The organism is Streptomyces litmocidini, from assembly GCF_014649755.1.
In the GTDB taxonomy this organism is placed as follows: Bacteria; Actinomycetota; Actinomycetes; order Streptomycetales; family Streptomycetaceae; genus Streptomyces; species Streptomyces litmocidini.
In genome coordinates, this window is record NZ_BMTQ01000018.1 from 153,915 (window position 1) to 169,721 (window position 15,807).

Here is a 15,807-nt window from a genome sequence, read left to right on the forward strand (position 1 = left end):
TGGAGGGTGAGGTGGGATCAGCTCTGGGGGACGGAGGCGGGGACGGGGGTTTCCTCGGCGGGGCGTTCGGCGGCGTCCTCCAGGACGATCCGGCCGATGATCTCGTAGCGTTCGGGCCGCTTGGCCTTGAGGTGGAGGCCGAGGCCGAGGCCGCCGAAGAAGACGGCGCCGACGATCCAGGGGATCGCCTTGAAGAAGGGGGAGTCGGCGGCGAGACCGGCCGCGGTCTCCATGTTCATGATCAGCAGTACGACGACGGCGATCATGCCGATGCCGCCGAGGAGCGGGGCCGTGAGGGTCCTGAACCAGTGCCGGTCCTCGGGGTGGTTCTTCCGGAAGTAGCCGATGACGGCGAAGGAGCAGAGGGTCTGGACGATGAGGATCGCCATCGTGCCGAGGATCGCGAGCAGCGTGTAGAGGTGGATGTACGGGTCCTGGCCGGTGAGCCAGAAGGCGGCGACGAGGGCGACGGCGATCGCGCTCTGCACGTACGAGGCGATGTACGGCGAGCCGTGCCGGGCGTGGGTGCGGCCGAGCGCCGGGTGGAGGAAGCCCTCCCGGCCGATGGCGTACAGATAGCGGGAGGCGCACTGGTGGAAGGCCATGCCGCAGGCGAAGGAGCCGGTGAGCAGCAGCCACTGGAAGGCGTCGACGGCCCAGGCGCCGATGAAGGTCTGGGTGGGCGCGAAGAACAGGTCGAGCGGGCTCGCGGACGAGGACAGCTTCACGGAACCGGCGAGCCCGTTCCCGGCGATGGTCATCCACGAGACGTAGATGTAGAACAGGCCGACGCCGATGACGGAGACCAGGGTGGCGCGCGGGATGACCCGCTTGGGGTCGCGGGACTCCTCGCCGTACATCGCGGTCGACTCGAAGCCGACCCAGGACCAGAAGGCGAAGAAGAGACCGAGGCCGGCGGAGGTGCCGGTGAAGGCGTTCTTCGGGTTGATCGGCTCGACCGGGATGCCGTCGGGACCGCCGCCGGCGATCAGGACGGCGGTGGCGACCGCGAAGAGGACGGCGATCTCCGCGACCAGCATCACTCCGAGCGCCTTGGCGGTCAGGTTGATGTCGAAGTACGACAGGACGGCGGTGACGGCCAGCATGACCGCCGCGTACAGCACCCACGGCAGGTCGACGCCGAGCTGGTCGGCGACCGTGGTCTTGGCGAAGTACGAGAAGACGCCGACGATCGAGGCCTCGAAGACGATGTACGCGAGGACGGCGAGCATGCCGGAGGCCATGCCGGCGATCCGGCCCAGGCCGTGCGAGATGTAACCGTAGAAGGCGCCGGCGGCCGTGATCCGCTTGGCCATGGCGACGTAGCCGACCGAGAAGACGGTCAGGACGAGCGTCGCGAAGAGGTACCCGGCGGGAGCGCCGGTGCCGTTGCCGAAGCCGACGGCGATGGGGAGGTTTCCGGTCATCGCCGTGATCGGGGCGGCGGTGGCGACGGCCATGAAGACGACGCCGACGAGTCCGACCGAGTTCGCCTTGAGCCGGTGGATCTCTGGGGTGGGGTTCTCTGCCATGGGCCGAGAGGATCCTCGCGAGTGACGTAGGCCACAATCGGCATGCGGTCGCACAATTCCCGCCACGGGGCGACGAGTTGTCGCCCTGGTGTACGAAGTGTCCGGTCCCGTGACCGTGCGGTGATGTCGCCGGAACACGGACGCGGGTAGCGTCCGGCTCCATGGACAATCAGGGCGGGATCACCGTGCAGCGGGCGCTCGAACTCCCCGGGCTGCGCAGCGGGCTCCCGGAGGTCGTGGCCGGCGCGGACCGGCTCCACCGCACGGTGCGCTGGGTGCACGCGGGCGAGGTGCCGAACATCGCCTCGCTCCTCAAGGGCGGCGAACTGCTCCTCACGACGGGCCTCGGCCTGGGCACCCGCCCGGCCGAACAGCGCGCCTTCGTCCGCCGGCTCGCCGACCGGGGCATCGCGGCGCTCGTCGTCGAACTGGGCCCGCGCTTCGCCCGCCTCCCGGCGACGATAGTGGAGACGGCCAGGGCGGCCGGGCTCCCCCTCGTCCAGCTCCACCGCGAGGTCCCCTTCGTCGCCGTCACGGAGGAGATCCACACCGAGATCGTCAACGGCCACTACGCCCTCCAGCGGCAGGCCGAGGAGGTCCACCGGCAGTGCACGGAGGCGCTCCTCGGCGGCGGCGGGGTCCCCCAGGTGCTCCGCATCCTCTCCGACTTCGCCGCGAACCCGGTCTTCCTGGAGACCGCCGACGGGCAGCTGCTGTACGCGGCGGGCACCGAGTCCGCCCCCGCCGACCCCCTCCAGGTGTGGGACGGGCTGCGCGGCCAGCGGGCGGCCCGCGAGTCCGGCCCGCCCTCCGGCACCGTCCTCGTCGACGTGCCCGGCGGCGGCCCCGGTACGGGTTCGGTACGGGCCCGTCTGGTCCTCCTGGCGGTCTCGGGACCGCTCTCCCCCGTGCACCGCATGGCGGCCGAGCGGGCGGCGGGCCTCCTCGCGGTCGTCCTCATGCAGGCGCGCCAGGAGGAGGAGCTGGCCGCACGCGGCCGGGGCGACTTCCTGACGGACCTCGCGGAGGGCCGCATCACGGCCGAGGACGCCCCCGCCCAGGCGAGGGTCCTCGGCTTCAAGCCCGGCGACGGCCCTCTCCTCCCGGTCGTGATGCGCCTGGCCCCGGAACTCTCCCCCTCGGGCAACTGGGCGCTCCTGGCCCGCGCGGTCCTGGAGGAACTGTCCGCGGTCGGCGTCCCGGCCCTCCTGGGCGTCCGTCCGGTGGAAGGCCGAGTCCCCCTCCTGCTCGGCCTCCGCTCGGAATCGGAACGGACGGCGGTCGCCGACCGGGTCGCGGCGGCGCTGCGCGCGGGCGTGGAGCGGGCCGGCCTGGAACGGGCCGGGGCGCACCCGCCGATCGTCGTGGTCGGCGTCGCGGGCAGCTGGGCGGCGGCCTCGGCGGGCCTGCGACACGCGGCGGAGACGGCGACGGCGGCGCAGGGCCTCTCGGACCTCCCCTGGTACGACGCGCGCCGCCTCGACATCGACCTGCTCCTGTGGCGGCTGCGCGACCATCCGGACCTGGCGGCCTTCGTGGACCGCGCGATCGGTCCGCTGCGGGACCACGACGCCACGTCCCGTCCCCCGCTCCTCCCCACCCTCCAGACCTATCTGGCCCACGCGGGCCGCAAGGCGGAGACGGCCCGCGAGCTCCACCTCAACCGCCAGACCCTCTACAACCGCCTGGCCCGCATCTCCGAACTCCTCGGCACGGACCTGGACGACCCCCAAACGGTCCTGGCCCTCTCCTTGGCCCTCAGAGCCCGCCGCCACACCCCGTGACTCCGGGCCCGAGGACGGCCACGCCCCCCGCCCGTGCGGGGCCCGCGCCCGGCGGGCGATGCCCCCGTGTGGCCCGCGCCTTGCGGGGCGGCGCCCTGCGGGGCGGCGCCCGCCCCTGCCCGTGTGGGCAATCGTCCCGCAGGGCGAAGGGGGTCCCCCTGCCCGAGCGAAGCCGAGAGCCCGGGGGAGGGTGGGCACACGGGACGGCGCCCTTCAGCGGCGCCTCCGCGTCCCGCGCCTGAACCCGCACCACGTCGTGCGGTGTGCCTGCCGGTGCGGGTCCGGGGAAGGTCAGCGTCCCGTCAACTCGTCGTACACCGCCAGCACATGCGCCACCGTCTCGTCCTCCGTGGGCCAGGACCCCGCCTGCACCCTCCCCGCCGCCGCCAGGTCCATCCGCCGCTCCGCGTCCTCCAACAGCCCCCGCACCGCCTCCGCCAGCGCCCCCGCGTCCCCGTACGGCACCAGTTCCGCCGCGTTCCCGACGAGTTCCGGCACACCGCCGACCGCCGTCGCGACGAGCGGCACCCCGAGCCGGAGCGCCTCCTGCGCGAGCAGGGAGCGGGCCTCCCACCGCGACGGCAGGACGGCGACGTCGGCGGCGGCGAGCAGCTCGGCGACGTCGTCCCGGCGTCCGATGAGCCGCACGGCGAGCCGTTCCTCGAAGATCCGCCGTTGCAGGAAGGCCCGTTCGCGCCCCTCCCCGGCGATCACGAGCAGCGGCTGCGGATCGAGCCCCCGCCACAACCGCGCCGCGTCGAGCAGCGTCCGGTGGCCCCGACCGCGTTCGAGCGCCCCGACGGTCATGAGCAGGGGCCGGTCGACGGCGCCGAGTTCGGCGCGGGCCTTGCCGTCGTGGAGGCAGACGGGCCCGCGCGCGGGGGGCACGGTGACGGGGGCGAGGCGGGCGTCCCGGGCTCCGCGCCGCCGGGCGCGGTCGACGAGTTCGGAGGAGGTGCCGAGGACGACGGTCGAGGCCCGCGCGGCCTTCCGTTCGAGGAGCCGCAGCACGCCGCCCCGTGCGCCGTCCCTGTGGTTCCGGCTGTGCCAGGTGGTCACCAGCGGCACGCGGGAGCCGCCGGGCAGCGCGAGCGCGGCCCGTACGGAGGCCTGGAGACCGTGCGCGTGGACCACGTCCGCGCCGATGCAGGCGTTGCGGAGGGCTGCGACGGCCGCGGGGTCGCCGAGGCGGGGCAGGGGCACGAAGTGCGCGCCGGTGCCCGGGTAGTCGTATGCGCGGTCGAGTTCGGCCGGGGCGCACACGGTCACCCGCACGCCCCTCGCCACCAGCCCCGAGGCGAGTGATCGGACGTGAGCGCTGCTGCCCGCGCCGCCGCCGCCCAGCACTTGGACCGTACGGAGCTGTGTCACGCGCCCAAGGATGCCAGTCCGTGCCCTGGACCGTACGCACGTTCCGGCACCGAAGTGGCGTCGTTCCGGTGTGCGGAAGGCGTACGGGCCGGGCGCACACCCCCGGGTTCACCCACACGGGTGGGCGCGCAGGCTTCCCGCCCGCTCCCCCCGCACCGTGCTCACGCCCCTCAGGCGGAGGACGCCCGTTCGCCCCAGACGGCGGCGGCGACGAGACCGGCCGCGTGCGCGGCGAGTCCGAGCCGCCCGTGGGAGGCGGCGACGGCGCTGCCGACGGCGGCGCCGAGCGCGTGCGCGCCCATGTCGCCGAGCATGCTCACCTCGCCGAGGTCGTCGGCGAGGAGCGCCGCGGCGGCCCCCATCGGAGCGGCGGCGAGCGTCCCTCGCAGCAGCCCCGGCGCGCCGAGCCCGAGCACGAGGAGGCCCGCGCGCCCCGGCCGTACGTCCACGAGGTTCACCAGGTGCGCGGCACCGGCGATGACGACCCCGGCGAGGACCTTGTCGACGTGCTTCTCCTGGAGGAGGGCACCGGCCACGAGCGAGGCCCCACCGATCCCGAACAGCTTCACCGCGCCGCTGGTGACCTCGCCGCCCCGAAGCGCCGTCAGATGCGCCCGGAATCCGCGCCGGTGGTCACCGCGCAGGTCGTCGTGGCGCCCGCACACGGCCGCCGCCGCGACGGCCAGGGCGGCGGCGGGTGCCGAGGGCAGGGCGGCGGCCGCCGAGCCGAGGGCGGCGGCCGGACCGGCCTGGAGGAGGACCGGCCGGCCGGCGTGGTTGGTCCGCTGCCAGTCGCCCGGGTTCCCCGGCGGCCGCCGCCTCAACTGCCCGTACGCGAGGCGGGTCGCCCCGAAGGCGGCCACGAACGTACCGAGCCGCGTCGCACCGAAGGCCCCGGCGACCGTACCGAGCCGCGTCGCACCGAAGGCCCCGGCGACCGTACCGAGCCGCGTCGCACCGAAGGCCCCGGCGACCGCACCGCTCCGCCCTCGTCCCGGGGCCCGGGTCACGCGTCCGCCCGTGCCGTGGCGAGCAGCTCCTCCGCGTGGGCCCTGGCCGTCTCGGAGTCCTCCTGGCCGGCGAGCATCCGGGACAGCTCCCGGACCCGCTCCTCGCCCTCCAGGACGGTGACGCCGGAACGGGTCACGGAGCCGTCGTTCGTCTTCTCGACGAGCAGCTGCCGGTCGGCGAAGGCCGCGACCTGCGGGAGGTGGGTGACGACCACGACCTGGGCGGACTTGGCGAGCTTGGCGAGCCGGCGGCCGATCTCGACGGCCGCCTTGCCGCCGACGCCCGCGTCGACCTCGTCGAAGAGGTACGTCGGCACCGGGTCGACCCCGGCGAAGACGACCTCCACGGCGAGCATCACCCGGGACAGCTCACCGCCGGACGCGCCCTTGGCGATGGGCCGGGGCGGGGCGCCGGGGTGCGGGGCGAGCAGCAGCTCGACCTCGTCGGCGCCGGACGGCCCGTAGGCGACGCGCCGGCCTCCGACCTCCACGCCCTCGGGGTCCTCGGTCTGGGCGAGGGAGAAGGACACGCGCGCGTGGGGCATGGCCAGCGAGGCGAGTTCGGCGGTGACCGCGTCGGCGAACCGGGCGGCCGTCTCCGTGCGCGCGTCGGTGAGCCGCTGGGCGAGCACCGACAGTTCGTCGCGCAGCCGGTCCCGTTCGGCGGTGAGCTCCTCGATCCGGTCGTCGTCGTTGTCGAGTTCGCCGAGCCGGGTCGCGCTCTCCTCCGCCCAGGCGAGGACGGCGGCGATGTCCTCGCCGTACTTCCTCGTCAGCTGGGTGAGCAGTGCCCGCCGCTCCTCGACGGCGGCGAGCCGCAGCGGGTCGGCGTCCAGGTCGTCGGCGTATCCGGCCAGTTCCTGCGCCACGTCCGAGAGCAGGATGGAGATCTCGCCCATCCGGTCGGCGAGCCCGGCGAGCGCCGGGTCGTGCGACCGTACGGCCTCCAGGGCCCGGCCCGCACCGGCGACCAGGGTGGTCGCGTCGACGGCCTCGGGGTCCTCCGGGTTGCCCGCGAGCGCGCTGTGCGCGAGCGCGGCGGCGGAGGCGAGGGCTTCGGCGTGCCCGAGCCGCTCGGCCTCGGCGGCGAGTTCGGCGTCCTCACCGGGCAGCGGGGCGACGGCCTCGATCTCGCCGAGCCCGAAGCGCAGCAGATCGGCCTCCTGGGCGCGTTCCCTGGCCCGGGTGGTGATCTCGTCCAGCTCGGCGGTGACGGCGCGCAGCCGCCGGTACGCCTCGCCGTAGGCGGCGAGCGGCACGGAGACGGCCTCGCCCGCGTACCGGTCGAGCGCGCCGCGCTGCCGGGCCGGCTTGAGCAGGCCCTGCTGGTCGGTCTGGCCGTGGACGGCGACGAGCTCGTCGGCGAGTTCGGCGAGCAGCCCGACGGGCACGGAGCGCCCGCCGAGGTGGGCCCGCGAGCGTCCCTCGGCGGAGACGGTACGGCTGACGAGGAGCACGCCCTCGTCGAGCTCGGCACCGGCCTCCTCGGCGCGGGCGGCGACGGACGAGCCCGGGGGCACGCTGATCCGCCCCTCGACGACGGCCGAGGCCGCGCCGATCCGCACCAGGGCCGGGTCGGCACGTCCGCCGAGCAGCAGCCCCAGGCTGGTCACGACCATGGTCTTGCCCGCACCGGTCTCACCGGTCACCGCGGTGAAGCCGGGCGACAGCTCGACCACCGCGTCGTCGATGACCCCGAGCGACCGTATCCGCATCTCCTCCAGCACGCCCCAGACCATACGAGGTTTACCGGGTCCGATGCGACATCACCCCCGGCCGTGACCCTCGGACGCGCCGTTCGTTACGGACCCGCCGGGGTACCGGCGCGGTGTGCCGCACCGCGTCGGCACGGACTCACCGGGGTGTCAGTGCGGTGCGCCCCGCCATCCCGAGACGGGCAGGGCGAACTTGGCGACGAGCCGGTCCGTGAAGGAGGCGTGGTGCAGCCGGGCGAGCCGGACCGGCACGGCGCCCCGCCGCACCTCGACGCGGGCTCCCGCCGGAAGCTCCACCGTCCGCCGCCCGTCGCACCACAGCACCCCGTGCGGGGTGTGCGGCTCGACCTCGACGGCGAGCACCGACTGGGGGGTGGTGATCAACGGCTTGGCGAAGAGGGCGTGGGCCCCGATCGGAACCATGAGCAGCGCCTCGACCTCGGGCCAGACGACCGGGCCGCCCGCCGAGAAGGCGTACGCGGTGGAGCCGGTGGGTGTCGCGCAGATCACCCCGTCGCAGCCGAAGCCGGTCACCGGGCGTCCGTCGATCGCGAGCACGACCTCCAGCATCCGCTCCGGCGAGACCTTCTGCACGGCGGCCTCGTTGAGCGCCCAGTCGCGGTGCAGGACGTCGCCGTTCTCGTACACGACGACGTCGAGGGTCATCCGCTCCTCGACCTCGTACGCCTTGGTGACGACCCGGTCCACGACCTTGTCGAGGTCGTCGCGCTCGGCCTCGGCGAGGAAGCCGACGCGCCCCAGGTTGACGCCGAGCATGGGCACGCCGGAGGCGCGGGAGAACTCCGCGCCGCGCAGCAGGGTGCCGTCGCCTCCGAGGACGACGAGGAGTTCACAGCCGTCGAGGGCGTCGGGGCAGCCTTCCGGCACCCTCTCGACGGACGGCGGCAGCGGCAGGTCCGCCGCCTCGGCCTCCAGGACGCGGACGCCGATGCCGCAGCGCAGCAGCCCCAGGACGACCAGTTCGGCGCTGCGCACGGCGGCCGGCCGGCCGGTGTGCGCGAGCAGGAAGACGGTGCGTGTTGTTCCCGATGGTGCTGCTGCAGTTGAGCTCAACGAGGTCCCTCCGCCACGGCGCGGTCGACGTCCGCCGGATCCAGCGCGGGCGCGCCTGCCCGCAGCCACAGAAAGTACTCGACGTTGCCGGAGGGGCCGGGCAGCGGGCTGGCGGTGACGCCGAGGACTCCGAGGCCGAGCTCGCCGGCCTGCCGGGCCACGTTCTTCACGGCGTCCGCGCGGAGCTCGGTGGAGCGTACGACTCCGCCGGTGCCGAGCCGCTCCTTGCCCACCTCGAACTGCGGCTTGACCATGAGCACGAGGTCGGCGCCGGGCGCCGTGCAGGCCGCGAGGGCGGGCAGGACGAGGCCGAGCGGGATGAAGGACAGGTCGCCGACGACGAGGTCGACCGGGACGCCGTCGATGGCGTCGAGCGTCAACTCGCGTACGTTCGTGCGGTCCTTCACGGTGACGCGCTCGTCGCTCTGCAGCGACCAGGCGAGCTGACCGTAGCCGACGTCCACGGCGACGACGTGGGCGGCGCCCGCGCGCAGCAGGACGTCCGTGAAGCCGCCGGTGGAGGCTCCGGCGTCCAGGGCGCGCCGGCCCTCGACCTTCAGCCCCTCGGGCACGAAGGCGGCGAAGGCCCCGGCGAGCTTGTGGCCGCCGCGCGAGACGTAGTCGGGGTCGGAGTCGTCCTGGACGACGACGATGGCCGCGGCGGTCTCGACCTGGGTGGCGGGCTTGGTGGCGACGGTCTTGCCGACGGTCACCCGGCCCGCGGCGATCAGCTGGCTGGCGTGCTCGCGCGAGCGCGCGAGCTTGCGCCGGACCAGCTCGGCGTCGAGACGGCGGCGTGCCACTCCTGCCACGTTCGGTTCAGCTCCTGTGGTCGTGCGGACGGGGGGCGGGGTGCGTGTCGAGCGAGGTCAGCTCGGCGCGCAGTCCACGGTGTACATCCTCGTACACCTCCAGGTGTCCGTCCGCCGGGAGGTGGTCGAGCTCGGCGAGACGTGCGAGGTGGGCGTCGACGGCGGGATGGCCGGTGGGCTCCGGGGCGACGCCGAGCGGCGAGGGTCCCGCGGGCTCGTGCGTCTCGGCCGGGTCCCGCTCCTGCGGGGCTTCGGGGGTGGCGGCGCTCATGCCTCGACGCTACCGCGAAGCCCTGGGGTACCGTCGACGGCGATGGCGACGATCACGGAGTGCCGCGGCGCACTGGACAGACTCTCGGACAATCTCGCGCGGGCGGACGAGGGCGTGCGCGGTGCGGCCGCGCTCGACCGCAGCCTGAGCTGCCACGTCACCGACCTCGACACGACGTTCACGGGCCGTCTCGCGGACGGCCGGATCCGGGTCGACGCCACGGTGGCGGGCCCGCCGCCGGCCAAGGCGGACATCCGGCTCGCGATGACCGGCGACGACCTGGTGGCGATGGTGGACGGCAGGCTGAACTTCGCGAAGGCCTGGGCCTCGGGCCGGGTCAGACTGGAGGCCGGCTTCCGGGACCTCCTGCGGCTGAGGTCTCTTCTGTAGCGCGGCCCCTGCGTCCGGGGCCGCTCCCGCGGCACGGCCCCGCCCCTCGGGTCACTCCCCCGTGCCTCGGGCCGCTCCCGCGGCACGGCACCCGGCGTCTCGGGTCGTCACTTCCGCAGCGCGGGCTCCTGGGCCGCCGCGGTCGCCCGGGCGCGCGCCTTCCGCCCGGCCGGCACGACCAGCGGCGTCCCCGTCTCCGGGTCGTCGATGACCTGGCAGCGCAGCCCGAAGACCCGCTCGACCAGTTCGGCGGTCACCACCTCCGACGGCGGCCCCTCGGCGACGACCTCGCCGTCGCGGACGGCGATGAGGTGGGTGGCGTACCGGGCCGCGTGGTTGAGGTCGTGGAGGACGGCGACGAGCGTCCGCCCCTGCGTCTCGTGCAGCTCGGCACACAGGTCGAGGACGTCGATCTGGTGCTGGACGTCGAGGTACGTGGTGGGCTCGTCGAGCAGCAGCAGCGGCGTCTGCTGGGCGAGCGCCATGGCGATCCAGACGCGCTGGCGCTGACCGCCCGAGAGCTCGTCCACGTACCGGTCGGCCAGCTCGGCGACGCCGGTCGCCGCCATGGACTCGCGCGTGATCCGCTCGTCCTCCGGGGACCACTGGCGCAGCAGCCCCTGGTGCGGGTGGCGGCCGCGCGCGACGAGGTCGGCGACGGTGATGCCGTCGGGGGCCACGGAGGTCTGGGGCAGCAGACCCAGGGTCTTGGCGACCTTCTTGGCGGGCAGCGCGTGGATCGACCGCCCGTCGAGCAGGACGCGCCCCTCGCTGGGCCTCAGCATCCGGGAGAGGGCGCGCAGGAGGGTGGACTTGCCGCAGGCGTTGGGCCCGACGATGACGGTGAACGAGTTGTCGGGGATCACGACGGACAGGTCGCGGGCGATGACCCGCTGCTCGTACGCCAGGGTGACCGATTCCGCGCTCAGGCGCTGCTGCTGCCGACCGTCCATACCCGCACTCCCGCTGTCTCGTCCGTGGCCGTGTGCGGCGGTGACGACCACGACCCACGCGAAGTTAGGTTAGCCTACCCAACTTCGCCCGTCGTCCGGGATGCCGGGGACTCACACCCCCAGAAGCGCCAGCACCTTCCCCGCGTCCGGCACGTCCGCACCCGGCCGGTCCGCCTCCGACCAGGCCGCACCGCACAGCGCCCGCACCGCGTCCAGCACGTCCGCCCCCTCGCCCGGCGCACCGTCGAGGACGAGCTCACCGCCGCTCACGGAGGCCCGCCACCCCCCGCACCCGAAACCCCCGTCCTCGTCCGCGACGACCTCGGGCTGCCCCACGAGCAGCCCCCGCAGATCGGCCGCCACGTACGTGGGCCGGTGCTCGGGCACGGCCGCGAGCAGCTGCGCCACGTCCGTCACCCCGGTCAGCACGAGCAGCGAGTCCACCCCGCCGTTGAACGCCCCCTCGATGTCCGTGTCCAGCCGGTCCCCCACCACCAGCGGCCGCTCCGCCCCCGTCCGCAGCACCGTCTCCCGGTGCATCGGCGGCAGCGGCTTCCCCGCGACCTTCGGCTCGAACCGCCCCCCGGTGGCGATGCGCACGACCTCCACGGCCGCCCCGTTCCCCGGCCCGATCCCCCGCGCCCCGGGAATGGTCAGATCGGTGTTCGAGGCGTACCACGGCACGCCCCGCGCCACCGCGTAGGCCGCCTCCGCGAACCTCCCCCACGGCAGCTCCGGGCCGCCGTACCCCTGCACGACCGCAGCCGGGTCGTGGTCCGCCGACTCCACCGGTACGAGCCCCCGCTCGCGCAGCGCCACCCGCAGCCCCTCGCCGCCGATGACCAGCACCCTGGACCCCGCAGGCACCTCGTCCGCGATCAGCCGGGCCACCGCCTGCGCCGAGGTGACCACGTCCCCTGCCTCCGCCGGCACGCCCAGCTCCGTCAGGTGCTCCGCCACCTCACCCGGCGTCCGCAGCGCGTTGTTGGTGACGTACGCCAGGTGCATCCCGCCGGCCCGGGCCGTCCCGAGCGCCTCCACGGCGTGCGGTACGGGCTCCCCGCCCGCGTACACGACGCCGTCCAGGTCCAGGAGCGCCGTGTCGTACGCCTCGCTCAGCGCGGCCGCGCTGCCCGCCGGGCACTTCCTGCCGCCGTCCCGCCGTTCCCGACCGTTCCGCACCGTCACCGCGCACTCCTCAGATCACCGGGTGAATTCCCCCACTCCTCCGATCATCGCTCATGCCCGCCCCCATACGATGACGGGATGAACACATCAGGTCACGCGGCCGACGACGTCCGCGACGACGCCACAGGTCTGCGCCTGGCCCCGTTCCGCGGACTCCGGTACGTCCCCGAGCGGGTCGGCAGCCTCGCCGCCGTGACGTCCCCTCCCTACGACGTCGTCGTACGACCTGACGGACTGCTCCATCTGGAGTCCGCCGACCCCCACAACATCGTCCGGCTGATCCTCCCGCAGGCGATCACCGCCGGCACCCGCCATCGCAAGGCCGCCGTCACCCTCGACCGCTGGCTCGCGGACGGCGTCCTCGCCCCGGACCCGGAGCCCGCCCTCTACGTGTACGAGCAGCAGGGCGACGGCATCCTCCAGCGCGGCGTCATCGGCGCCCTGGAGCTCTCCACGCCGGCGGAGGGCGTCGTCCTGCCCCACGAGGACGTCATGCCGCACGTCGTCGAGGACCGCGCCGCCCTGATGCGGACCACGGCCGCCAACCTGGAGCCCCTGCTCCTCACCTACGTCGGGGACGACGAGGGCGGCGCCGCCGAGGTCATCGAACGCACCGTCCAGCAGGAGCCGCTGCTCTCCACCACCACGGAGGACGGCTTCCAGCACCGCCTGTGGTCGGTCACGGACCCCGCCGAACTCGCCGCGGTCGCCGGCGACCTGGCCCGCCATCAGGCCCTCATCGCCGACGGCCACCACCGCTGGGCGACGTACCTGCGCCTCCGCGAGGAGCACGCGGCCCCCGGCCCCTGGAACTACGGCCTGGTCCTCCTCATCGACACCGCCCGCTACCCCCTGCGGGTCCGCGCGATCCACCGCCTCCTCAACCGCCTGCCGGTCTCCGACGCCCTCGCGGCCCTCGGAGACGCTTTCCGGGTGCGCAGGATCGACCAGCCGCTCCCCGCCGCCCTGGAGGCCCTGGAGGCCGCCACGGCCGAGGGAAACGCCTTCCTCCTCGCGGGCGACGGCGCCTTCCACCTCCTCGACCGCCCGGACCCCTCCCTCCTCGACCGCACGATCCGCACGGACCGCCCCCCGGCCTGGCGGACCCTGGACGCGACGGTCCTGCACTCCACCCTCCTGGAGCACGTCTGGCACATCCCGGACGCCCCCGAGGACATCGCCTACATCCACGACACGGAGGCGGCGGTCGCCCAGGCGGAACGCCGCGGCGGCACGGCCGTCCTCATGCATCCGGTACGGGAGGAGGTCGTCCGCGACCTCGCCCGCCAGGGCGTCACGATGCCCCGCAAGTCGACCTCCTTCGGCCCGAAGCCCGCGACGGGCCTGGTCCTGAGGAGCCTGGCCCTGGACTGAGGGGGCCGGAACGAAGAAGGGCGGCACCCAGCGGGTGCCGCCCTCCTCACTGCTCCGGGGGATCAGCCCTCGTCGCCGTCCCGGTCGTCCTCGTCCTCATCCTCGTCGTCATCCTCGTCCTCGAGGTCGACGACAGGGGACTCGTCCGACTCGTCCTCGTCGAACGCGTCGACGAACTCGACTCCGTCCATCTCGGCGAGCCGGTCGGAGGCGTCCGTGGCACCGTCCTTGTCGGCCTCCAGGGCCTTGCCGAACCACTCCCGGGCCTCCTGCTCGCGGCCGGCGGCGAGCAGCGCGTCGGCGTACGCGTACCGCAGGCGCGCGGTCCACGGGTGCACGGCGCTGGAGGCGAGTTCGGGGCTCTGCAGCGTCACGATGGCCGCGTCGAGCTGCCCCATGTCCCGGCGGGCGCCGGCGGCGACGAGCCGCATCTCGACCTGCCCGGCCTTGTCCAGCTTCTGCACCTCGGGCTCACCGGCCATGGCGAGGGCCCGCTCGGGCCGGCCGAGGCCGCGCTCGCAGTCGGCCATGACGGGCCACAGCTCGACACCGCCGCTCATCCGGCGCGCGGCCCGGAACTCGGCCAGCGCCTCGGAGTACTTCTGCGTCGCGTACGCGGCGAACCCGGCCGCCTCGCGGACGGCCGCGACACGGGAAGCGAGCCGCAGGGCGACCCGGGAGTAGCCGTAGGCCTTCTCCGGGTCCTCGTCGATCAGCTGGGCGACCATGACGAGGTTGCGCGAGACGTCCTCGGCGAGCCCCTTGGGGAGGCTCATCAGCTCCTGGCGCACATCCGGGTCGATCTCCTCACCGGTGACCTCCGGCGGGATCGGCAGACGCTTGATGGGCGCGCGGTCGCCACGGTCGTCGCGGCGCCCGTAACCACTCCGGTCGTCCCGCCCACGGAACCCACCGCGCTCGCCGCCCCGGTCGTCGCGACGGAACCCACCGCGCTCGCCACCGCGGTCGTCCCGACGGAAGCCGCCACCCCGGTTGTCGTCCCGACGGAACGACGAGGGACGCTCGCCGCCCCGGTCGTCACGCCGGAAGCCTCCGCCACGGTTGTCGTCACGGCGGTCGTCGCGCTGCCCGTACGAGGGACGGTCGTCCCGACGGAACGACGACGGCCGCTCATCACGCCGGTCGTCCCGGCGGAAACCGCCACCGCGGTTGTCACCACCACGATCGTCACGGCGGAAGCCACCGCCGCGGTTGTCGTCACGCTGTCCGTACGAGGGACGGTCGTCACGGCGGAACGACGGGCGGTCGCCACCCCGGTCGTCACGCCGGTCGTCGCGACGGAAGCCACCGCCACGGTTGTCACCGCCGCGGTTGTCGTCACGCTGCCCGTACGAGGGACGGTCGTCCCGACGGAACGACGAGGGACGGTCGCCACCCCGGTCGTCGCGGCGGAAGCCACCGCCACGGTTGTCGCCACCGCGGTTGTCGTCACGGCGGTCGTCACGCTGCCCGTACGAGGGACGGTCGTCACGGCGGAACGACGGGCGGTCGCCGCCCCGGTCGTCGCGGCGGAAGCCACCGCCACGGTTGTCGCCACCGCGGTTGTCGTCACGCTGCCCGTACGAGGGACGCTCGTCGCGACGGAACGACGGACGGTCGCCACCCCGGTCGTCGCGGCGGAAACCGCCACCGCGGTTGTCACCACCACGGTCGTCGCGGCGGAAGGGCGGACGGTCGCCGCCCCGGTCGTCGCGGCGGAAGCCACCGCCACGGTTGTCGCCACCGCGGTTGTCGTCACGCTGCCCGTACGAGGGACGGTCGTCACGGCGGAACGACGGACGGTCGCCACCCCGGTCGTCGCGGCGGAAACCGCCACCGCGGTTGTCACCACCACGGTCGTCGCGGCGGAAGGGCGGACGGTCGCCGCCCCGGTCATCACGCCGGAAGCCACCGCCACGGTTGTCGCCACCGCGGTTGTCGCCACCCCGGTCGTCACGGCGGAAGCCGCCACCGCGGTTGTCACCGCCGCGGTCGTCACGCCGGAAACCACCACCACGGTTGTCACCGCCGCCACGGTTGTCATCACGGCGCGGCCCGCGGAAGCCGCCCCGGTCGCCACCTGCACCGTCCCTGCGACGCGGCTCGCGCTCCGGACGGTCGTCGGGAGAGTTGGTGGACATCGGTGTGACTCCTGTCTTCGGGTACTGCAGTCATTCTCGCGCAGCCGGCACTCGGCCGCGCATCGGAAAAGTCAAGCAAAAACAAAAGGACCCCTGGTCCCAGCGTGAACGCTGGGACCAGGGGTCCTGAAGAATTGTTCGGCGGCGTCCTACTCTCCCACAGGGTCCCCCCTGCAGTACCATCGGCGCTGA

General features: G+C 74.3%; 13 protein-coding genes. 3 read left to right on the forward strand and 10 right to left on the reverse strand.

The annotated features are described in order from the left end of the window. Positions 1-17 precede the first annotated feature (17 nt). Positions 18-1,532 carry an APC family permease gene (locus IE180_RS30415; protein ID WP_190160173.1) on the reverse strand — a complete coding sequence of 505 codons (1,515 nt, stop codon included), beginning with the start codon at positions 1,530-1,532 and terminating at the stop codon, positions 18-20. Positions 1,533-1,693: 161 nt separating this feature from the next. Here IE180_RS30415 and IE180_RS30420 point away from each other — a divergent pair, with 161 nt between their 5' ends. After that, positions 1,694-3,316 carry a PucR family transcriptional regulator gene (locus IE180_RS30420; protein WP_190160174.1) on the forward strand — a complete coding sequence of 541 codons (1,623 nt, stop codon included), beginning with the start codon at positions 1,694-1,696 and terminating at the stop codon, positions 3,314-3,316. A 291-nt stretch (positions 3,317-3,607) separates the two neighbouring features. Here the strand turns inward: IE180_RS30420 and IE180_RS30425 are convergent, their stop codons facing one another. The 6 genes from IE180_RS30425 to IE180_RS30450 all read right to left on the reverse strand — a co-directional run bounded on the left by IE180_RS30425 (position 3,608) and on the right by IE180_RS30450 (position 9,569). Continuing rightward, positions 3,608-4,687 (reverse strand): glycosyltransferase family 4 protein, encoded by a 1,080-nt coding sequence (locus IE180_RS30425; protein ID WP_190160175.1) that lies wholly within the window; start codon positions 4,685-4,687, stop codon positions 3,608-3,610. 170 nt (positions 4,688-4,857) lie between these two features. Continuing rightward, positions 4,858-5,550, reverse strand: coding sequence for a hypothetical protein (locus tag IE180_RS30430; protein WP_190160192.1), 693 nt, complete (start codon positions 5,548-5,550; stop codon positions 4,858-4,860). A 143-nt stretch (positions 5,551-5,693) separates the two neighbouring features. Continuing rightward, complete coding sequence (recN, locus tag IE180_RS30435; RefSeq protein WP_190160176.1) at positions 5,694-7,436, reverse strand: DNA repair protein RecN; 1,743 nt, start codon at positions 7,434-7,436, stop codon at positions 5,694-5,696. Positions 7,437-7,562: 126 nt separating this feature from the next. Beyond that, on the reverse strand, positions 7,563-8,486 hold the full coding sequence (locus IE180_RS30440; protein WP_190160177.1) for an NAD kinase: 924 nt from the start codon (positions 8,484-8,486) through the stop codon (positions 7,563-7,565). Beyond that, positions 8,483-9,298 carry a TlyA family RNA methyltransferase gene (locus IE180_RS30445; protein WP_190160178.1) on the reverse strand — a complete coding sequence of 272 codons (816 nt, stop codon included), beginning with the start codon at positions 9,296-9,298 and terminating at the stop codon, positions 8,483-8,485. Before IE180_RS30445 ends, IE180_RS30440 begins: the two co-directional genes overlap by 4 nt. A 7-nt stretch (positions 9,299-9,305) precedes the next feature. Continuing rightward, positions 9,306-9,569 carry a hypothetical protein gene (locus IE180_RS30450; RefSeq protein WP_190160179.1) on the reverse strand — a complete coding sequence of 88 codons (264 nt, stop codon included), beginning with the start codon at positions 9,567-9,569 and terminating at the stop codon, positions 9,306-9,308. Between the two features lie 42 nt (positions 9,570-9,611). Here IE180_RS30450 and IE180_RS30455 point away from each other — a divergent pair, with 42 nt between their 5' ends. Further along, entirely contained in the window at positions 9,612-9,959 is a 348-nt protein-coding gene (locus tag IE180_RS30455) for an SCP2 sterol-binding domain-containing protein (protein ID WP_123450910.1), read from the forward strand. Positions 9,960-10,066: 107 nt separating this feature from the next. Here IE180_RS30455 and IE180_RS30460 read toward each other — a convergent pair whose 3' ends face one another. Further along, the gene (locus IE180_RS30460; protein ID WP_190160180.1) at positions 10,067-10,912 is read right to left on the reverse strand and encodes an ABC transporter ATP-binding protein; all 846 of its coding nucleotides are present in this window, start codon (positions 10,910-10,912) and stop codon (positions 10,067-10,069) included. A gap of 111 nt (positions 10,913-11,023) precedes the next feature. Beyond that, entirely contained in the window at positions 11,024-12,100 is a 1,077-nt protein-coding gene (locus tag IE180_RS30465) for an HAD-IIA family hydrolase (protein WP_190160181.1), read from the reverse strand. Positions 12,101-12,178: 78 nt separating this feature from the next. Here IE180_RS30465 and IE180_RS30470 point away from each other — a divergent pair, with 78 nt between their 5' ends. Then, positions 12,179-13,474, forward strand: a complete 1,296-nt coding sequence (locus IE180_RS30470) for a DUF1015 domain-containing protein (protein ID WP_190160182.1) — start codon at positions 12,179-12,181, stop codon at positions 13,472-13,474. 62 nt (positions 13,475-13,536) lie between these two features. Here the strand turns inward: IE180_RS30470 and IE180_RS37685 are convergent, their stop codons facing one another. Beyond that, positions 13,537-15,615, reverse strand: coding sequence for a tetratricopeptide repeat protein (locus IE180_RS37685; protein WP_190160183.1), 2,079 nt, complete (start codon positions 15,613-15,615; stop codon positions 13,537-13,539). Between the last annotated feature and the right edge of the window lie 192 nt (positions 15,616-15,807).

Coding starts and splice junctions, on each gene's coding strand:
- IE180_RS30415 (WP_190160173.1), bottom strand. CDS start 1,532: ATGGCAGAGAACCCCACCCCAGAGATCCACCGGCTCAAGGCGAACTCG.
- IE180_RS30420 (WP_190160174.1), top strand. CDS start 1,694: ATGGACAATCAGGGCGGGATCACCGTGCAGCGGGCGCTCGAACTCCCC.
- recN (WP_190160176.1), bottom strand. CDS start 7,436: ATGGTCTGGGGCGTGCTGGAGGAGATGCGGATACGGTCGCTCGGGGTC.
- IE180_RS30450 (WP_190160179.1), bottom strand. CDS start 9,569: ATGAGCGCCGCCACCCCCGAAGCCCCGCAGGAGCGGGACCCGGCCGAG.
- IE180_RS30455 (WP_123450910.1), top strand. CDS start 9,612: ATGGCGACGATCACGGAGTGCCGCGGCGCACTGGACAGACTCTCGGAC.
- IE180_RS30460 (WP_190160180.1), bottom strand. CDS start 10,912: ATGGACGGTCGGCAGCAGCAGCGCCTGAGCGCGGAATCGGTCACCCTG.
- IE180_RS30470 (WP_190160182.1), top strand. CDS start 12,179: ATGAACACATCAGGTCACGCGGCCGACGACGTCCGCGACGACGCCACA.
- IE180_RS37685 (WP_190160183.1), bottom strand. CDS start 15,615: ATGTCCACCAACTCTCCCGACGACCGTCCGGAGCGCGAGCCGCGTCGC.